Source organism: Pseudomonas sp. WT-JTC, assembly GCF_056711565.1.
On record NZ_CM160042.1, the window covers coordinates 3,118,766 to 3,136,556 of the forward strand.

At 61.1% G+C, this 17,791-nt stretch carries 16 protein-coding genes; 4 read left to right on the plus strand and 12 right to left on the minus strand.

Going from position 1 to position 17,791, the window contains the following annotated elements; all coding sequences use genetic code 11:
* Window positions 1-24: 24 nt before the first annotated feature.
* From AC06G5_RS14325 to AC06G5_RS14380, 12 genes are all read right to left on the minus strand, one after another.
* Window positions 25-747, minus strand: a complete 723-nt coding sequence (locus AC06G5_RS14325) for an amino acid ABC transporter ATP-binding protein (protein ID WP_008018646.1) — start codon at window positions 745-747, stop codon at window positions 25-27.
* Entirely contained in the window at window positions 740-1,390 is a 651-nt protein-coding gene (locus AC06G5_RS14330) for an amino acid ABC transporter permease (protein WP_008018647.1), read from the minus strand. Before AC06G5_RS14330 ends, AC06G5_RS14325 begins: the two co-directional genes overlap by 8 nt.
* A gap of 10 nt (window positions 1,391-1,400) precedes the next feature.
* The gene (locus AC06G5_RS14335; protein WP_413422811.1) at window positions 1,401-2,066 is read right to left on the minus strand and encodes an amino acid ABC transporter permease; all 666 of its coding nucleotides are present in this window, start codon (window positions 2,064-2,066) and stop codon (window positions 1,401-1,403) included.
* A complete protein-coding gene (lhpI, locus tag AC06G5_RS14340; protein ID WP_480459742.1) occupies window positions 2,059-3,837 on the minus strand; it encodes a cis-3-hydroxy-L-proline dehydratase in 1,779 nt (592 codons plus the stop codon). The genes AC06G5_RS14335 and lhpI overlap by 8 nt, the downstream gene beginning before the upstream one ends.
* 10 nt (window positions 3,838-3,847) lie before the next feature.
* Window positions 3,848-4,666: an ABC transporter substrate-binding protein gene (locus AC06G5_RS14345; RefSeq protein WP_008018651.1), complete on the minus strand. Its 819-nt coding sequence runs from the start codon at window positions 4,664-4,666 to the stop codon at window positions 3,848-3,850.
* 308 nt (window positions 4,667-4,974) lie between these two features.
* Window positions 4,975-5,724 carry an AraC family transcriptional regulator gene (locus AC06G5_RS14350; RefSeq protein WP_413704891.1) on the minus strand — a complete coding sequence of 250 codons (750 nt, stop codon included), beginning with the start codon at window positions 5,722-5,724 and terminating at the stop codon, window positions 4,975-4,977.
* Window positions 5,725-5,798: 74 nt separating this feature from the next.
* Window positions 5,799-7,055 (minus strand): FAD-dependent oxidoreductase, encoded by a 1,257-nt coding sequence (locus AC06G5_RS14355; RefSeq protein ID WP_413422805.1) that lies wholly within the window; start codon window positions 7,053-7,055, stop codon window positions 5,799-5,801.
* On the minus strand, window positions 7,052-7,288 hold the full coding sequence (locus AC06G5_RS14360; protein WP_480459746.1) for a 2Fe-2S iron-sulfur cluster-binding protein: 237 nt from the start codon (window positions 7,286-7,288) through the stop codon (window positions 7,052-7,054). Before AC06G5_RS14360 ends, AC06G5_RS14355 begins: the two co-directional genes overlap by 4 nt.
* Window positions 7,281-8,396, minus strand: a complete 1,116-nt coding sequence (locus AC06G5_RS14365) for an NAD(P)/FAD-dependent oxidoreductase (RefSeq protein WP_413422801.1) — start codon at window positions 8,394-8,396, stop codon at window positions 7,281-7,283. Before AC06G5_RS14365 ends, AC06G5_RS14360 begins: the two co-directional genes overlap by 8 nt.
* Entirely contained in the window at window positions 8,393-9,325 is a 933-nt protein-coding gene (locus AC06G5_RS14370; RefSeq protein ID WP_413422799.1) for a 4-hydroxyproline epimerase, read from the minus strand. The genes AC06G5_RS14365 and AC06G5_RS14370 overlap by 4 nt, the downstream gene beginning before the upstream one ends.
* Window positions 9,326-9,438: 113 nt before the next feature.
* Window positions 9,439-10,110 carry a GntR family transcriptional regulator gene (locus tag AC06G5_RS14375; protein ID WP_033051988.1) on the minus strand — a complete coding sequence of 224 codons (672 nt, stop codon included), beginning with the start codon at window positions 10,108-10,110 and terminating at the stop codon, window positions 9,439-9,441.
* A gap of 192 nt (window positions 10,111-10,302) precedes the next feature.
* The gene (locus tag AC06G5_RS14380; protein WP_413422797.1) at window positions 10,303-11,217 is read right to left on the minus strand and encodes a LysR family transcriptional regulator; all 915 of its coding nucleotides are present in this window, start codon (window positions 11,215-11,217) and stop codon (window positions 10,303-10,305) included.
* A 258-nt stretch (window positions 11,218-11,475) separates the two neighbouring features.
* Between AC06G5_RS14380 and AC06G5_RS14385 the strand changes: the two genes are divergently transcribed.
* From AC06G5_RS14385 to pgm, 4 genes are all read left to right on the plus strand, one after another.
* Entirely contained in the window at window positions 11,476-12,498 is a 1,023-nt protein-coding gene (locus AC06G5_RS14385) for a zinc-dependent alcohol dehydrogenase family protein (protein ID WP_413422795.1), read from the plus strand.
* 566 nt (window positions 12,499-13,064) lie between these two features.
* Window positions 13,065-14,555, plus strand: a complete 1,491-nt coding sequence (locus tag AC06G5_RS14390) for a hypothetical protein (RefSeq protein ID WP_480459749.1) — start codon at window positions 13,065-13,067, stop codon at window positions 14,553-14,555.
* A 40-nt stretch (window positions 14,556-14,595) separates the two neighbouring features.
* Window positions 14,596-15,996: an aminotransferase-like domain-containing protein gene (locus tag AC06G5_RS14395; RefSeq protein WP_413422791.1), complete on the plus strand. Its 1,401-nt coding sequence runs from the start codon at window positions 14,596-14,598 to the stop codon at window positions 15,994-15,996.
* A gap of 109 nt (window positions 15,997-16,105) precedes the next feature.
* Window positions 16,106-17,752, plus strand: coding sequence for a phosphoglucomutase (alpha-D-glucose-1,6-bisphosphate-dependent) (gene pgm / locus AC06G5_RS14400; RefSeq protein ID WP_480459751.1), 1,647 nt, complete (start codon window positions 16,106-16,108; stop codon window positions 17,750-17,752).
* Window positions 17,753-17,791 lie beyond the last annotated feature (39 nt).

Consider the following 17,791-nt stretch of genomic DNA (forward strand, 5'->3'; position numbering starts at 1 on the left):
TTTCGCCTGTGAAGGCCTCAGTCGCTATTTCACTGATTTCAGAAACTCTGCAGTCTCCGCACGCACCGGATTGCCAATCACCTGGTCCGGCGAACCAATCTCATGCACCAGGCCATTGCGGAAGAACGCCACACGGTCGGACACGTCCCGGGCAAAGCGGATTTCGTGGGTCACCAACACCATGGTCATGCCGTCTTCGGCGAGCATGCGCATGGTGTCCAGCACTTCACCTACCAACTGCGGATCGAGGGCCGAGGTGGCTTCGTCAAACAACATGTAGTCCGGTGACATGGCCAGGGCGCGGGCGATGGCCATGCGTTGTTGCTGTCCACCGGACAGCTTGCCAGGGAAGGTCTTGAGCTTGTCGCCCAGACCGACGTGGGTCAGTTGCTTCACCGCTAGCTCTTCTGCTTCAGCCTTGCTTTTACCCAGCACTTTGCGCGGAGCGAGCATGACGTTTTCCAGCACCGTCAGGTGCGGGAAGGCATTCCATTGCTGGAACACAATGCCGATTTTCTGCCGCAGGCGATTGAGGTCGGTGGCGCTGTGATGGACCTCGACGCCGTCAACGCGGATGTTGCCTTTCTGGATCGGTTCCAGGCCGTTGATGCACATCAGCAAGGTCGATTTGCCGGAGCCGGAGCCGCCAATGATCGACACCACTTCGCCCTTGTTCACCGTCAGGTTGACGCCCTTGACCACTTCGAGGTTGCCGAAGGATTTATGTACGTTGTCGATCTCAATCATTTTCTTGCCACCTTCTTTCCAGACGAGCGCCCAGGCGTGCGACCACCAGGCTCATGACGTAGTAGATAAGGCCCGCGATGCACAGCACCAGCAACGGTTCCTGGATGCGCGTGACGATGGTTTGCGAGGCGCGCAGCAGTTCGACGATACCGATCCACATCACCAGCGCAGTGTCTTTCATTACACCGAGCACCAGGTTCAGCCAGCCGGGGAACGCTACTCGGGTGGCCATCGGCAGAACGATCCAGCGCAAGTCCTGCAAGAAGCTCAGCCCCAGCGAACGGCTGGCCCGGCGCACTGTGAACGGCACCGCCAGCACGCCGGCACGCACGATCTCGGTGAAGTACGCCGCAGCGTAAACCCCCAACACAATGCAGCCGACGCTAAAGGCGCTGATGTTCAAACCGATGATGCTTTTGAGTGAGTTGAACAGTACGAACTGGATCAGCAACGGCACGCTGCGAAACACGTCCAGCACCCAGGCCAACGGCCGGCTGGCCCGTGGCAACAAGGCCCGCAGCAGGCCGAAGACCAACCCGGCCAAGGAGCCGAGAATGATCGACCAGAACGTCAGTTGCATCGTGACCCACGCACCGTTGAGCAGGAACATCAGGTCATTCGAGGAAAAATCGGTGGAAAACATGGACAGCTCCTCAGTAACGGAACAACCGCCAGGCCATCAGCCGGGCTGCCGCGACGATCGCCTTGGCAATCAAGTAATACAGCACCGCTGCAATGGCGAAATACTCGAAGGTGCGGAAGGTTTTGACGTTGTATTCCTGGGTCACACCGGTCAGGTCATTGTTTAGTCCGACGATCACCCCCAGCGACGTCATCAACACCGCCCAGACCATCTGATTGGTCAGCGGGTAGAACACGACCCGCAGCAGTTGCGGGACGATGATCATGCGGTAGGCCTGGAAGGCACTCATGCCGAGGGAACGCGCCGCACGCACCTGCGTGTCAGGCACGGCCTTGAGGCCGCCGCGAAAGTTCTCCGCCAGATACCCGGCATTGTTGAAGGTGATCCCGGCCAGCAGGGCGAACCAGGAACTGACGTGCAGGTTCAGCGAGCCGAGGCCGAAGTAGAGGATGTAGATCTGGAACAGCGACGGGGTGTTGCGGGCAATCGATACCCAACCGTTGCCGAACCCGCGCAGTAATGGGTGTTTGGCCTCGCGCATCACCGTCAGGACCAGGGCGATCAGCACGCCGAAGATCATCGACAGCGCGGCGGTTTCGAAGGTGACGATGGCACCGGCAAGCATGTCCGGCAGGGCGCGCAAGGCGGAGCGCCATTGGAAGCTGTAGTCAAACATGCGCAGGGGTCTCCAGTAGGGCTGCAGGTTGTAACCAGGCCGGCAAACGTCCGCTGGCCATTGCGGTGCAGGCCGCGTCGACGCATTCGGCAAGGCTGGCGAAGTGCACCTTGCGGCCGACCAGGCCCGGTGCGTAGTGGGCGTATTTGCCCGAGTTGGTCATCAGGGTTTTAGCCGCCAGGGGGATTACGGGTTCGCCGAGCATGCACCAGCAGGTGTCGGTGACCAGGGTCGCGCCAAACGCTTCGATCACGGCGATGTGCCCGGCCTCGCGGGCCTGCTCCAGCACGGCACGGCCGCAGGTGATGGCAAGCACCACATCCGGGTGTCTTTGTCGTCCCCGGCACAGTTGCGCCAGGTGAGCGAACTCGCTGAGGGAAAAGTGCGGGTTACCCAGCGACACCACATCCACCCGGTTATCGCGAGCACTGTTTAGTTTGCGCCAGCTCGACAGCAGGTCCTTCAGGCGGATTTTTTCCACGGCAATGGCAGTGTCCGCATCCAGCACCTGCGCCGGGTCAATGGCCTCCGGGGTGACCCCGGCGATGTGGAACAGTGGTGCCGCAGAGGTGGTGGCGAAGGCCGCGCCAAAGGCTTTGAGGTCGTCCAGGCTCGGCTTGCGTTTTTCCAGTCCCAGCACCAGCGGCACGCGACTGCCGGCCAGGGCACCAATGTGGTAACCCAGCAGCGGGTAGAAGGCATCGTCCAGTTCACCGAGGGCAGGCAACTCGAGCTGCAACCGGGCCTTGCGTTGTGCGTCCAGGTGGCAGCCGATCAGCGGGGCGCGACCGGTGAGGGCGATGCAGATGTCCAGGTAATCCGGGTATTTCAGGGTGCGTGCACCGAGCACGCTGTTGGCGTAGACCACTGCGTTGGATTCCGCCCAGACGATTTGCTCGCCAGCCTTCGGTGCAGTGTCGAGCAGGTACGGCGCGCAAGTGAAACTGAGCTGTGCGCCCATCGCCATATAAGCATCGCCCAAGGCACTGGCCGGTTCACCCAGTGCCGGATCGATACCCAGTTCGCGCCAACGGCGCTGGTCGACGGAAATTGAATTGAGGGTGGTGGGCACTCGCACTTTTGCTCCCCATTGCACCAGTTGCCCGGCAAAGCGCAGGCTCGCCGGTCCGGTGTAAATGCAGCCGTCGATGTGTGCTTGAGTGACATCCACCAATTGGTCGGCACCCTGCAGTTCGGCCATACGCAGGACGATCTGCATGGCCATTTTCGCGGCCTTGCCATGCCGGCCATCGAGCATCGCCCGATCGTGCCCGGTGAGCCTGATCGAGGCGCTGCTGTCAGTGTTTGGTAATGGGCTGTCGAGCGCTTGCCAGGCGTCGCCCGGCAGGTGATCGAACAGGCTCAGCGTTGTATTTTCGACCCGGGCGAAGGCCTGGCCGCGCAAGGCGGCGAGGGCCTCCCTGCCGATGCACAGCACCGGCAGGGAACGGGCAAAAATGGTTTGCGCCACCAGCACGCCCAAGGTCAGGATCTCGTCGGCTTCGGCCAGCACCAATGCTGCCGGTGCATGGCCGTTGCTGATCAGTTCCATCAACACACTGCTGCCGGTGCACGAGCCGCGACCACTGGGAATCGCCAGCACGCGGCCGGCCAGGTGTTGGCCGCTGAGCGGGTGATGGCGGTCGATGACTTCACCCGTGCAGGGATCGACTCCGCCCCAGAAACTCAAGCCGACATCGGCGAACAGCAGGGCGCCTTGCGCGGCACCCGCCACCAGGCTGCGTCCGGTCAGAGAAATTGACCCAGGCATGCCGGACATCTCAGTAGTAGACCTGAGGCACGGTCAGGTTGGTCGGCGGGATCTCGGTGCCGACCCATTTAACGAACAGCTCCTTGTATCGACCGTTGCGCACTTGTTGGTTGACAAACAGGTTGAGGTAGTTGAGCAGGCCGTACTCGCTGCGCTTGGCACCCAGGGACACGTAGTCGATGACGTACGGGGCGTTACCGGCGACTTTCAGGTTTTTGTATTTGCCCGACTTGAGGGTGGCGGCGGCCACGGTGTTGGTGACCACAGTGGCATCGATGTGGCCTTGGGCGACGGCTAGCAGGGTATCGCTCTGCGACTGGTAGGCTCGGAAACTGCCCGAGCCCCAGTTCTTCACGTCTTTCTCCAGGGCGATGGCCTCATAGGTGCCGCTGGTGTTGCCCACTGCTTTGCCCTTGAGGTCGTCGAAGCCGTTGATGCCGGTGTCGTCGCGGGTCAGCACTACCATCTGGAAGGCAAAGTAGGGCACGGTCAGGCCAACGGTCTTGGCGCGTTCGAGGGTGTCGGAGGTAGACGCGACGATCACGTCAGCCCGCCCGGAGACCAGTGCCGGAATGCGATCCGGGAACGGCGTTTCCACCACTTCGGCCTCGACCCCGAGGATCTTCGCCAGGTCGCGGCAATAGTCCACATCGAAGCCGGCCGGCGAGTTGCTGGCATCGCGAAAGCCCATGGGCGGGAAGTCCAGGGTCACCGCGCAGCGCAGCTTGCCCGAACCGATGATGTCGTCGAGCTTGTCGGCCTGAGCAGTGGCGATAAAGGAGGTACTGAGAACAGCGCTGAGGGCTACGGCAAATGCGGGGTTTTTCATAGAGGCCTCGTTGATGTGAAGTGCTGTTGAATATCGTATTGGGGATTTCGTATACGATATCAACAATAGCAATCAACGTGCCTATTTCCAGTCCGAGGTGTGAATTAGTTGTCAGGCCTTGGCGTAGAGGTTTTGTAGCGCTGCAACTCGTAGCGCGGTGACGCCAAGGCAGTGAGGACAGGTGTTACATTTGGGAGCAGCGGTAGCGTGGGCGCACCTTTAAGGAACACTGGTCAATGCTGTGTGCGGCCTTGAGCCACCGATGTCAGAACAATCGCTGAAGATCAAAAACGGATATGCCCCCAAACCTAACGCTGGTTGTCGCGATACTGACTCGGCGACAAACTGGTCAGCGCCCGAAACTGCCGGCTGAAGGCACTGTGGTCGGTGTAACCACAGCGCAAGGCAATCTCGGTAATCGGCAACCCGGTGTGCAGTAATAACCGCGAACCTTCTTCCAGGCGCGCCTTGTGAATCATTTGCCGTGGAGTGAGCTGGAACACCCGTTTGCAATGCCGCTCCAATTGCGCCACGGAATAGCCACCGATGGCGGTCAGTTCGGCGAGGCTGATGGAGCGGGCGAAGTGGCGGCGGATATGGGCATCCACGGCGGCGAGTTTCTGGAACGCGGGATGGTTGGACTGCGGCGATTGCAGGTCGCGGGAGATACCGGCCAGGCCCACGATTCGACCCTGTTCATTTTTCAAGGCAAGTTTGTGGGTCAGGCACCAGATCGGCTGATTGCCATAATACAAATGCAGCTCCAGCTGATCGGCCAGTTCGCGACCGCTGGACAGCACTCGCCGATCCTGCTCGGTGTACAGCGGACCGAAGCGTTCCGGGAAGACCATTTCGGCGGTGCGCCCCAGCAGTTCGTCCCTGTGTTTGAAACCACAACGCCGGGCCAGGGTCTGGTTGACGAAGGCGTAGCGGGCCTCGCAGTCCTTGATGAAAAACACCACGTCCGACAGGGTGTCGAGCAATAGCGCGATGGGCTGAAGGCTATTAAGCAGCGTCGGCAGATCGCATGGTTTAAAGGTGGTGAGCGAGGGATACATGGTGCTGGGGGTCTGAGGGGGACCCCCGGGATCATAGACACTCGGCAGCGTGGCCGAAACCCCAGGCGTGGTCATCACGCTGACGGGGTATCGTCCAGGGACATCAAGGTTTCGATCCGCGCCGGGCTGAAGGGTGGGCGCGGTGCCGAGGGCTGCCAACCAAACAAATGCTGTACTGCGCCGCCACACACCCGGCCCTGGCAGGCACCCATGCCGCAGCGACTGGCGAGTTTGGCTTCGCGCCAGCCAGAGTGACCGGTCAATGCCGCGTAGGGCACGTCTTCGCAGCGGCAAACCAGGGTGTCGGGTTGGGCCAGGGACTTGAGTCGCGGGTCGAGGGCGAACGCGCTGTTCAGCGCCTTGGCGAAACCCTGCCAGCGCGCCCGCCGCGGCCAGAATTGCTTGGCGGCTTCCAGATTGCCGACCGCAGCGTGGCCGGCAATTGCACCTTCCACCAAGGCCAGTTCACTGCCGCCGAACCCTGTGCATTCGCCCGCCGCATAATGATCGGCGCGGTTGCTGGCCTGCCAGGCATCCACCGTGATGGCTTGATCTTCGATGGCGCAACCCAGTGCCTGACCCAACTGAATATTGGGAATCAACCCGAAAGAACAGGCCAGCCGATCACATTCCAACTCAACAATGTTGCCTTGTTGTTGCAGGCGCACGCCTTCCACTCGGTCGGTGCCAAGCGCTGCCAATACGTGGGTGGCGGTGCGGTAGTGGTGGTCGAACAGGCTGAACGATTGCAGCCATTTGCCGGGCCAGCGCGGCAGTTGCGCTGCGAAACCGGCGACGGCGCTGCGGCTGGCCTGTTCGGCGATGCGTTGCACTTGCGCGCCATGCTGTTTGGCGGTGGCGGCACTGGCCAGTAACAGCGGGCCGCTGCCGGCGATCACCACGCGCTCGTTCTGAACCGGCAAACCGGCCTTGATCAGCGCCTGCAAACCACCCGCACCGGTGACTCCCGGCAGGGTCCAGCCGGGGAAGGGCAGCAGCAATTCACGGGCGCCGGTGCACAGAATCAGTTTGTCGTAGCTGATCAACCAGCCATGGTCGTCATCTTCGACCAGCAGTTGTTTCGCGCCGGGGGCGGCGATCACCCGGGTACCGGCGTGATGGCGGATGTTGTTGCACGACGCCAGACGCTCGCGCAGGCGCCGGGCCTGACCGGGCACGTTGGCTTGAGGTCCGGCGCGCCAGATTTGCCCGCCCGGCAGCGGGTTGTCGTCGAGCATGACAATGCGGGCGCCGCTGGGGGCGGCGGCAAGGGCGGCGCCCATCCCGGCAGGGCCAGCGCCAATGATCAACAGATCAGCGTATTCATTCATGGGCGAGTCTCCACCTGCATGCCGTCACGGCACAGGGTCTGGCAAGCCAGGTGACGCCGGCCATCGATGGTCACCCGGCATTCCTGACAAATGCCCATGCCGCACAGCGGCGCACGGCGCTGACCGCTGACTGAGGTGCGCGTGCAGCCGTCACTGGCCAACGCCAGGGCAGCGGCGACGCTGGTGCCTTCGGCGACTTTCAGGACGTGGCCGTCCAGCAACAACTCAGGCATAGACCGGTTCTCCGAGAAAACGCTGGGGCAGATAAGGTTGTGCGGCCAGTGGCGGGGTTTCGTTGAACAGTTGCGCCACCAGTAAATCGGCGGTGCCGGGGGCGGTGGTTACGCCCAGTCCTTCGTGACCGACTGCCAGCCACAAGCCTTGACGTTGTGGATGTTGGCCCACCAGCGGCAAGCCGTCGGGGCTGGCGGCGCGCAATCCGGTCCAGGCACGGATGCCATTGAGCCGGGCCAGCCCCGGCATGTACTCGGCGGCACGCTTGAGCATTTTCGCGAGCATCCAGCCTTCGACCTGCGGGTCGGTGGTGCCGAATTGCCGCGAGGCGCCGATGAACAGTTGCCCGGTGGGGCGCGGCTGGATATTGCAGGCGGTCGACGGCCCCGAGGCGTTGTGGGCACTGGTGACGTAACCCAGTTCCACCAGCGTATGGGTGACTCTGCCGGGGTAGCGGTCAGTGATAAGCAAGTGGCCTTTTTTCGGCTCGATGGGCAATTCCGGGCACAACTCGTTGGCTTGAATACCGTTGGCCAACACCACGGCATCGGCACTCAACCAGTGACCATCATCGAGGCAGACGCGGTTGCCATCGACCGCACTGACCCGTGCCCGGCGCTGGCGGATGTTCGGTGTTTCGAGCATCCATCCGGCCGTGGCCGGGGCGTATAGAATGCCGTCGCCAATGATCAGCAAGCCGCCTTCCAGTCCTTCGCTCAGTTCCGGTTCGCGCTGGCGCAGGGCATTGGCGCCGATCAGTTCGCACGCCACGCCCTGGGCTTGCAGGTTCAGGAATTTGCTGTGGGCCACCGCCATTTCTTCGACATTCGCTGCCAGCCACAGCGTGCCGTTGCAGCGGTAGGCACAGCTGTCGGGCAGGTCCGCGCCCAGTTCGCGCCAGCGCTGCAACGAATATTGACTCAGGGCCAGTTCGGCGGGGTTGTCGTCGAGTACCAGCAAGTGGCCCATGCCGGCGGCTGTGGCGCCGTGCAGGCCGGCGTCCAAAACCAGCACCTGCAAGCCGCGACGGGCCAGCGCCTGGGCACAGGCGGCGCCGATAATGCCGGCGCCGATCACGATCACATCGGCTACCTGGCCCTCGTTCATGAACGAATGCCCCAGGCGAACGGGTCGTCCTGTTCGATGATCAGGCTCGCCTCGGCACTGATGAACGCGCGACCACGAATGGTCGGCACGATGCGCTCACCCTGCAGTTCGTAGGAACCCTCGAACTCGCTGCCGATGACGCTGGCCTGGCGCCAGATCTGCCCCGGTTGCAACTTGTCGTCGGCGGCCAGGCATGCCAGTTTGGCACTGGTGCCGGTGCCGCAGGGCGAACGGTCATAGGCTTTGCCGGGGCAGAGCACGAAGTTGCGGCTGTCGGCGTGATCGTCATCGGCGAACAACTCGACGTGATCGATCAAGCCGCCGTCTTCACCGCGAATGCCTTGGGCTTCCAGTGCTTGCTGCACGGCGAAGGTGTAAGCGGTCAGTGCTTCGAGGTTGTCGCCGGCCACCCGCAGGCCATGCTCGGCGATCAGGAAAAACCAGTTGCCGCCCCAAGCGATATCACCGACCACCTGGCCGATGCCCGGCACCTGCACCGCCAGCGCTTTGCGATAACGGTAGGCCGGCACGTTGCGCACGCTCACCGAATGGTCTTCGTGCAGGGTTGCCTGCACCGTGCCCACCGGCGTTTCGATGCGGTGCACACCGGGGCCGATCTTGCCCAGGTGCGCCAACGACGCCACCAGGCCGATGGTGCCATGGCCGCACATGCCCAGATAACCGGTGTTGTTGAAGAAAATCACCCCGGCACAGGCGCCAGGGTCCACCGGCGCGCAGAGCAGGGCGCCCACCAGTACGTCACTGCCCCGTGGTTCCAGCATACAGGCGGCGCGCCATTGATCATGCTGTTCGCTCAATACCTTGCGCCGTTCGACCATGCTGCCAGTGCCCAGGTCAGGAAAGCCGGCGGTCACCAGGCGGGTCGGTTCGCCGCCGGTGTGGGAGTCGATCACAGAGATGCGTTTCATGGGTGGGCCACGTCCATTCGGTTGAGTGAACGCAAGAGTGGCCCGTGCGGCGGGTGTCGGCTTGATGGATTTAGTCTGTGTCGATGACGAAATCGGCACAGCTTCCGCAGCTGTCAGTGGGTGTGGGGCAGGTGCTCGAACAGGGTCGTGCAGACGCCGGCAATGTGCTCGTCCAGAAGCTTCACCGCCAGGTCCACATCCCCGGCGCGGCAGGCCGCCAGGATCTCGCGGTGTTCGTGATCGGCCCGCTCCTTACCGGCCGACAAGCTCATCTGCATGCGTAGATAACGCTCCAGCTTGTCGTTGACCGAACGGATCAGGCTCACCAGAAACGGTCGCTGCGCCGGCTCGTACAGGCAGGAATGCAGTTCCCAGTTGAGCTCGGCCCAGCGCCCCACGTCGTCCTCGCCGATGAACTCCTGACAGATGCGCTCGGCACGGGCGAAGGTCTCTTCGGTCATGTTCGGAATGGCCAGGCGCAGAATCTTGTCCTCCAGCAACATCCGCACTTCGAACATCTGCGCCAGTTCCGCATCGGAAACCCGCGTGACCATTGCCCCGCGATTGCGCTGGAACATCACCAACCCTTCGGCCTCCAGCCGCTTGAGGGCTTCGCGCACAGGGATCTTGCTGACATTGAACTGGCGGGCGATGTCGTCCTGGCGGATCGGCTCATCCTCGGCAAAATGCCCGGCGACAATCGCATCCCGCAGATGGCGCGTGATGATTTCCGAAGTCGAAGGCGTGTTACCAAGGTCGGGTGCGTTGAGTTTGGGTAGGTTCACGGCGGCGGTCATTTGGAGTGAGATAGCGCTAGGGTATACGAAATTCTTTTGCTGATCTTCCCCGGTTCGACGTCGATGCACCCGATGTCGGTCATGCAACCCGCTACAACAAAACGGGCGCCCGCTGAGGCGCCCGTTTTCATTCAGGCCTGCGCCAAACCTGGTCCCCTTGGAGGTATTCTACAAGCCTTCTCAGAGGCTATCCGGATCCCCGAAGAACATCTGAATCCGCGACCTTAACCAGCGCTCCCCCGGATCGTTGTCTTGGGACCCGCGCCAGGCCATGTGCAGTTCGAAACTGCGTACCGGCAACGGCGGATCTTCGGCCCGTACACCACCGGCGGCAGTCAGTGCTTCGGCGGTATAGTCCGGTACCGTCGCCACGATGTCGGTGCCGGAGAGCAGGGTGCTCAGCCCGTTGAACTGCGGCACCGCAAGCACCACATGACGTTTGCGCCCGAGCTTTTCCAGCTCTTCATCTATGAAGCCGCTGAGGTCGCCGGCAAACGACACCAGTGCATGGGGGCGGGCGCAGTAGTCATCCAGGCTCAACGGCCCCGGCACGGTGTCGGCGCGCAACAGCTTCGGCTTGCTGCGGCGCAGGACCTTGCGCTTGGCATTGGCCGGCAGGTCGGTGGTGTAACTGACGCCGATGGAGATCTCGCCGGATGCCAGCAACCCCGGCATCAGGATGTAGTTGACCCTGCGCACCACCAGCACAATCCCCGGCGATTCGGCACGCAGGCGCTTGAGCAGCATGGGCAGCAAGGCGAATTCGACATCGTCCGACAGGCCGATGCGGAACACGGCGGTACTTGTGGCAGGATCGAACTCGGCGGCACGGCTGACGGCCGTGGAAATCGAATCCAGTGCCGGCGACAGCAGGGCGAAAATCTCGATCGCCCGGGCGGATGGCTCCATGCTGCGGCCGGTACGCACAAACAAAGGATCATCGAACAACCCGCGCAGGCGCGAGAGCGCCGCACTGATGGCTGGCTGGCCGAGGAACAGTTTTTCCGCGGCACGGGTCACGCTGCGTTCGTGCATCAATGTTTCGAAAACGATCAACAGGTTCAGGTCGACACGACGTAGGTCATTACGATTCATCTGGAGTCCTGGCAGAGTCAGCAAACTTGACGTGAGCGGCCATATGAGAACAATGGCCAGCAGGAATATTACGGGGAAAGGCTGGTACTCTGCACCGGGTAATTCCAATTTCCTGCCAAGGAGGCCAGTTTCCTGCGGCATTTGACGATGCTGTGGAATCAATGACAGGCATGTCGACTATTAATAGCCACTGATAGTGTTGGGTTGAAAGCCCAGCTAGAGTTCAAGGCATTAGAGGTTCATTTGGCGAGGTTTGCGATGTCCCGCACGATCCGTTTTCACAAGTTTGGTCCAGCCGAGGTGCTCAAATGCGAAGAGCATGCGGCGGCTCTGCCTGCACCGGGCGAAGTGCAGGTGCGCGTCGAAGCGATCGGCATCAGCTGGTATGACATTCTCTGGCGCCAGAACCTGGCCTCGTCCCATGCTCGCCTGCCTTCAGGCCTTGGTCATGAAATGGCCGGTATCGTCACCGCCGTCGGCGAGGGCGTGGATGACCTGGCGGTTGGTGACAAGGTTGCCAGCTTTCCGGCCCAAAGCCCGAACGATTACCCGGTCTACGGCGAGCAGATCGTTCTGCCGCGCTCGGCACTGACCCGCTACCCGGATGTGCTCAGCCCGATTGAAGCCAGCGTGCACTACACACCGTTGCTGGTTGCCTATTTCGGCTATACGGATCTGGCACGGGTCAAGCCCGGGCAGTTTGCCCTGGTGACCGACGCCAGCCATTGCGCCGGCCCCTCGTTCGTACAACTGGGCAAGGCCTTGGGTGTTCGAGTGATCGCCGCGACCAAGAGCGCGGAGGAGCGTGATTACCTGCTGTCGCTGGGTGCCGAGAAAGTCATCGTCACCGAGGAAGAGGATCTGCTGATGCGGATCAACAAAATCACCGATAACCGCGGCGTGGATGTGGTGTTCGATGGTTTGGGCGGTCCTCAGATGTCGTTGCTTGGCGATGTGCTGGCGCCGCGCGGCAGCCTGGTGCTGTACGGCCTGCAAGGTGGCAACCAGACGCCGTTCCCGGCCTGCGCAGCGTTCCAGAAGAACATTCAGTTCTTCGTACACTGTATCGGCAACTTCACGGGCAAGCCGGAACTGGGCATCACCCAGGACCAGGCCGCACTGCAACGTGCCTTGCGCGACATCAATCAACTGACCGCCGATCGCGTTCTGCTGCCGCTCAAGACTCGGGTCTTCCCGTTTGCCGAGTTTGTCGAAGCGCACCGCTACATGGACGAATGCCCGTGTCGCGAAAGGGTTGCGCTGCAGGTCGAACCGGCATAACGCTCATCCAGGACCCGATCCAGTAACCCCGCTCAAGAGTCCGTGCCCACACGGACTCTTTCGTTTCAGCCCTCCGAAACCCGTCGATCCGCAGACCGGTCCAGCAACTGAACTGGTTTTTGCTCGTAATCTGTAGCTTCTAATCAGCCACTAAGCCCTGATAATTGAATGATTACTTTCATCTCAAGGAATGAGTCATGGCTGGGTGTCAGGCTGTAACTTTTCAACGTGCGCCGTGGGTGCAAATCTCCAAATTAGTTCGTTGTTGTGTAGTTGCCAAAAAGACAATGACAACTTTCTTCTTTATTTCTTGTGTTAAGTGTCTGTGGGACTTTGTCGGACGTTTCCTAGGACTACGAAATCAATCGACAAAACCCTTGCCAGCCGGGCGCTATAGCCTCGCCTTCGCCATTAAGCCGAGGGGGTGCTGCGATCATTTCAAATGATTTCCGGAAAATTCAAGTGCTAGCATTTGGCAATAAGGTCCATGACTCCATTCGTGCAGACAGTCCAATGGGATTTGCTGTCTGCGCGATGTTGAACTTACGAGTATCAGGTAAATAAAGATGACCAGCATCCATGACCAAGCGATGAACTATGTCTATCAACAAGTGCTGCAGCGATTGCTGGGATATTTCTCGCGCGCCGAACGTACCGCATTGCAATTGTTGATTCAGCGCCTGGCGGTAGCGGCGGGGGGCATGGAGCACATTGGCGATTACAAGGTGTTGGCGATCCAGTCCGGGGCCCGTGACAACTGCTACACCCTGGCACTGTTGCGTGCTGCGCAGTTGACCATTGCCACGCGGGCGCCAGCGACATTCCAGTTGCGCATCGCCTCGTTGCGGTTGAACGGAACAAGCTGCGCAGCCGAGGAAAACATGCACCGGACCAACAGCGCATTGTTTGTCTATGACGATCCCCGGGTCGAGGTGTTGATGGTCGATGATCGCGAAGTCTTGCCGTTCAACCACCTGACGCCGATCTCCGACGCCGCTCGCGAGTCCAGCCGCCTGAACCAGCTGTTGATCGGCCATCGACGGGAATGGCGTGGAGGGTTCGACCTATGGGATGACGGTTATCTGGCCACGGGGGAGTTCTACGGACAAATCGCCCGCTGGGACGGTGGTGTCGATGCATTGCTCATCAGTGACACGCCGCGTCAGCAGAAACAGTTCATCGACGGTTTGAAGCGTGCCGCCATCAAGGCCGGGCTCAAGCCTTCGCACGCGGGCGAGGCTGGTTATGCGGGGTTGTTCGCATTGCTCGACGAGCTGGGCAGCGACTGTTATCAGGCGTTCTACGTGGATTACGGCCAGGTCCCATGGCGTCCGCAAGAGCGCTTTGAGACCTGTCGTCGTACGGCTTGCATCGACATTCACGACCTGCTGGTCAGTAACCTGGAAGAGCGCTGGCCATTGCTGACTGAATTTCTCGGGTTCCAGCCTGACGAAATGTTCGCGCAGATCAGCGACAACGAATTCGTCAGCCCTTCGATCTCGGCGCACGTCCGGGGGTTGCAGGCAAGCTTCGTTCAGGGGCGCAGTTACGAGTCCGGCGTTGCGCAATACCTGCAACACGCCTTGGTGATGATGCGCCGCAAGCGCTTGCCTGAACGTTTGTGCGAGCAGGCCATCGAGGTGTTCGGCAACCCGGCGACAATGAGCGAGCGGCGCGCCCGAGCGGCGGCCGAGGCGCAAAAGAACCTGGGCTTGAGCGAAACACAACTGGTGTGCCTGCTTTTTGCGCCTTTTGTCGAAAAAGGTGCGGGGCTCAAGCGTTTTCTGCGTCAGTGCCATCCGGGCATGCTGGTGGCCATGCCCGAGTTGCACCGGGCCATGCAGGGGCATCCGGTCGCCGAACAGATCATGCAATGGATGATTGATGTGAGCGGATTGCCCGTCAGCCTGATTGGCCAGCTTTATCGCATGGAGGGGTCGCCTGCAAGCGCAAGCGGAGCACCTCAAACACCCGGCCAGAGGGCTGCATTGCAAAATACTGCGGACGATCCTGGCGCTGATCTCACGTTGGTGGATGAATGGTCAGCGGGTCACTGAACGTGGGCGGATTTTCAGCCACTGCGGTCGGCCTTCAACGATGAAAGGTCCACGAGAAACGGATTTTGCCTATCAGGCGGTTTATCGATACCTGGCCAGCCTGATCAACGAGTCGGAAGGGGATACACCCATCCGCCTGCCGTCGCTGCGGCATCTCGCGGAGCGCCTCAATGTGTCGATCTCGACCATCCAGTACGCCTATTCGCTGCTGGAGAAAGAAGGACGCGTCTATTCGGTGGCCAAGTCCGGCTACTACGCGTTGCCAGTGTCCTCAATCAACCTGCAGGACAGCGGCAGCGACCTGCTGGAAGCCGTCTATGTCAACGCCAGGCGCCCGGGGATGCTGGTCCTGAGCGCCGATGAACCGGCGTTGTTGCAGCCGCTCGACAGTCCTTTGTTGCTGCTGGAGCGAGAGTTGCTGCGCCAGTATCCCCGGCAACCGCAGTCGCCTTCGCAACCCTGCGGCGAGCTTGAATTGCGCACCGCCCTGGCGGCACGCTACACCACGTCTCCCATGCGTTACTGGCACGCCGATGATGTGTACGTCGGCGCCGACCTTCGCGGTGTAATGGAAATCCTGATCGCCGTGCTGGGCTTGAAAGATGCCACCGTAGTGGTCGAATCGCCGTGCGACTGGACGATCCTGCGTTTGTTTCAAGCCGCCTGCGTGCGGGTGATCGAGTTGCCCGTGCAAGCCGATGGCTGCCTCGATCCGGAACGACTCAAAATGCTGCTGGCTACCGAACCTGTGCGGCTGGTGATGCTGTCATCGGCCCTGAACATGCCCCGTGGCAGCCAGGCGTCTGACGAAAACAGACAAGATATTGCCCGGCTTTTGGCCGCGCATGACAGTTGGGTTCTGGAAAACGACTGTTATGGCGAACTCGGGTTCGACCTGGGCGGTGTGCGTTTTCGCGACTTGCTGGACCCTGAGCGGCTGATGGTGTTTTCCACGTTCGAGAAAACCATCGGTGCGGAAGCGCCCTTCGGTTACCTGCTTTCAAGGCATTTGAGCGCTGAGCTGCAACGGCACTTTCTGCTGCGTTCCTTTCGTCTCTCGCCGATTCGCCAGAAAGCCATCGCCCGTTTGTACAGCAGCGGTCGCATCGATCAGCACCTGCTGGTGCTGCGGCGGCTACTCAAGGAACGCAAGAGTCAAATGACCCTGTTGTTGCAGGAGCGCCTGGCTGATGCCTTGCATTTCGTCGAGCCGCAAGGCGGTGCAACGATCTGGGTGCGCTCGTTGCGTCGGGTCAATGTACGGCGAGTGTTCCAGCGCCTGCTGGCGCATCAAGTGGTCATCGCACCTGGCGAACTGTTCAGCCTCCACGGTCTGCACGGGCAGCATTTGCGCTTGAGTCATACGTTCGGCGGCGATCACAACCTGCCGGCCGCACTGGGCTTGTTGGGGGATGCGCTGCGTCTGGAATCGATCGAGTGAGACAAGAAATAACATCCTTCACTCTGTAGGATCGATCCCATCGCGTTGCGGTCAAACTGCCAGTAAACTGCGACCCAATCCCTGAACCACTCTATTCCAGAGGTTTTGCATGACACTCAGTCCTTTTGCGGGTAAACCGGCACCGGCAGAATTGTTGGTCGACATCCCGCGACTGGTAACGGCCTATTACACCGGCCAGCCTGATGCGTCGATTTCGACCCAGCGCGTTGCCTTTGGCACATCCGGGCACCGCGGCAGCTCGTTCGACTTGAGTTTCAACGAATGGCACGTGCTGGCAATCAGCCAGGCAATCTGCCTGTATCGCCAAGCTCAAGGCGTCGATGGCCCGCTGTTTGTCGGTATCGACACCCATGCGCTGTCCACGCCGGCCGGCGCCAGCGCCCTCGAAGTACTGGCGGCCAACGGCGTGACCGTAATGATCGCCGCTGGCGACGAGTACACGCCGACGCCAGCCATTTCCCATGCGATTCTCTGCTACAACCGTGGTCGCACCACCGGCCTGGCGGACGGCATTGTCATCACGCCGTCCCACAACCCGCCGCAAAGCGGTGGCTACAAGTACAACCCAACCAACGGCGGCCCGGCCGATACCCACATCACCAAGTGGATCGAAGCCAAGGCCAACGAACTGCTGGCCAACAAGCTCGCCGGCGTCAAACGCATCAGCTACGAGCAGGCACTGAAGGCCAGCACCACCCATCGTCACGACTACCTCAACACCTATGTCGCCGACCTGATCAACGTGATCGACTTCGACGCCATCCGCGATGCCAAGCTGCGCCTGGGTGTCGATCCGCTGGGTGGAGCGGGGGTGCGCTACTGGTCGGCGATTGCCGAGCATTACCGTCTGGACCTGGATGTGGTGAACAAAGAGGTCGATTCGACCTTCCGCTTCATGACCGTCGACTGGGACGGCCAGATCCGCATGGACCCATCGTCCAGCCACGCCATGCAAGGCCTGATTGGCCTGAAAGAACGCTTCGACGTGGCGTTTGCCTGTGATCCGGACCACGACCGCCATGGCATCGTCACGCCGTCCGGTGGTTTGCTGGCGCCGAACAACTACCTCGCCGTTGCCATCGACTACCTGTTCCAGAATCGTCCGCAATGGCGCGCCGATGCTGCCGTGGGTAAAACCGTGGTCAGCAGCGGTTTGATCGATCGCGTGGCCAGGCGCCTGGGTCGCCGCCTGTACGAAGTGCCGGTTGGCTTCAAATGGTTTGCCGATGGCCTGTTCGATGGTTCCCTGGGTTTTGGCGGCGAAGAAAGCGCCGGTGCCTCGTTCCTGCGCAAGGACGGGAGCGTCTGGTGCACTGACAAGGACGGTTTGATCCCGGCCTTGCTGGCTGCCGAGATGACTGCCCGGACAGGTCGCGACCCGAGCCAGGCGTATCGTGCCTTGACCGATGAATTGGGTCAGCCGTTCTCGGTGCGGGTCGACGCCAAGGCCAACCCGGAGCAGAAATCGCTGTTGAGCAAGCTGTCGCCGCAACAGGTCACCTCGACCCAATTGGCCGGCGAACCGATCCAGAGCATCCTCAGCCATGCACCGGGCAATGACCAGGCCATTGGCGGCCTCAAGGTCATGACCGAAAACGGCTGGTTCGCTGCGCGTCCGTCGGGCACGGAAGACATCTACAAGATCTACGCCGAAAGCTTTGTCAGCGACGACCACCTCAAGCAACTGGTGGCAGAGGCGCAAACGCTGGTGGATGGTGCCATTTCCGCGAAATAACTACATAACCCTGTGGGGGCGGGCTTGCTCGCGAAGGTG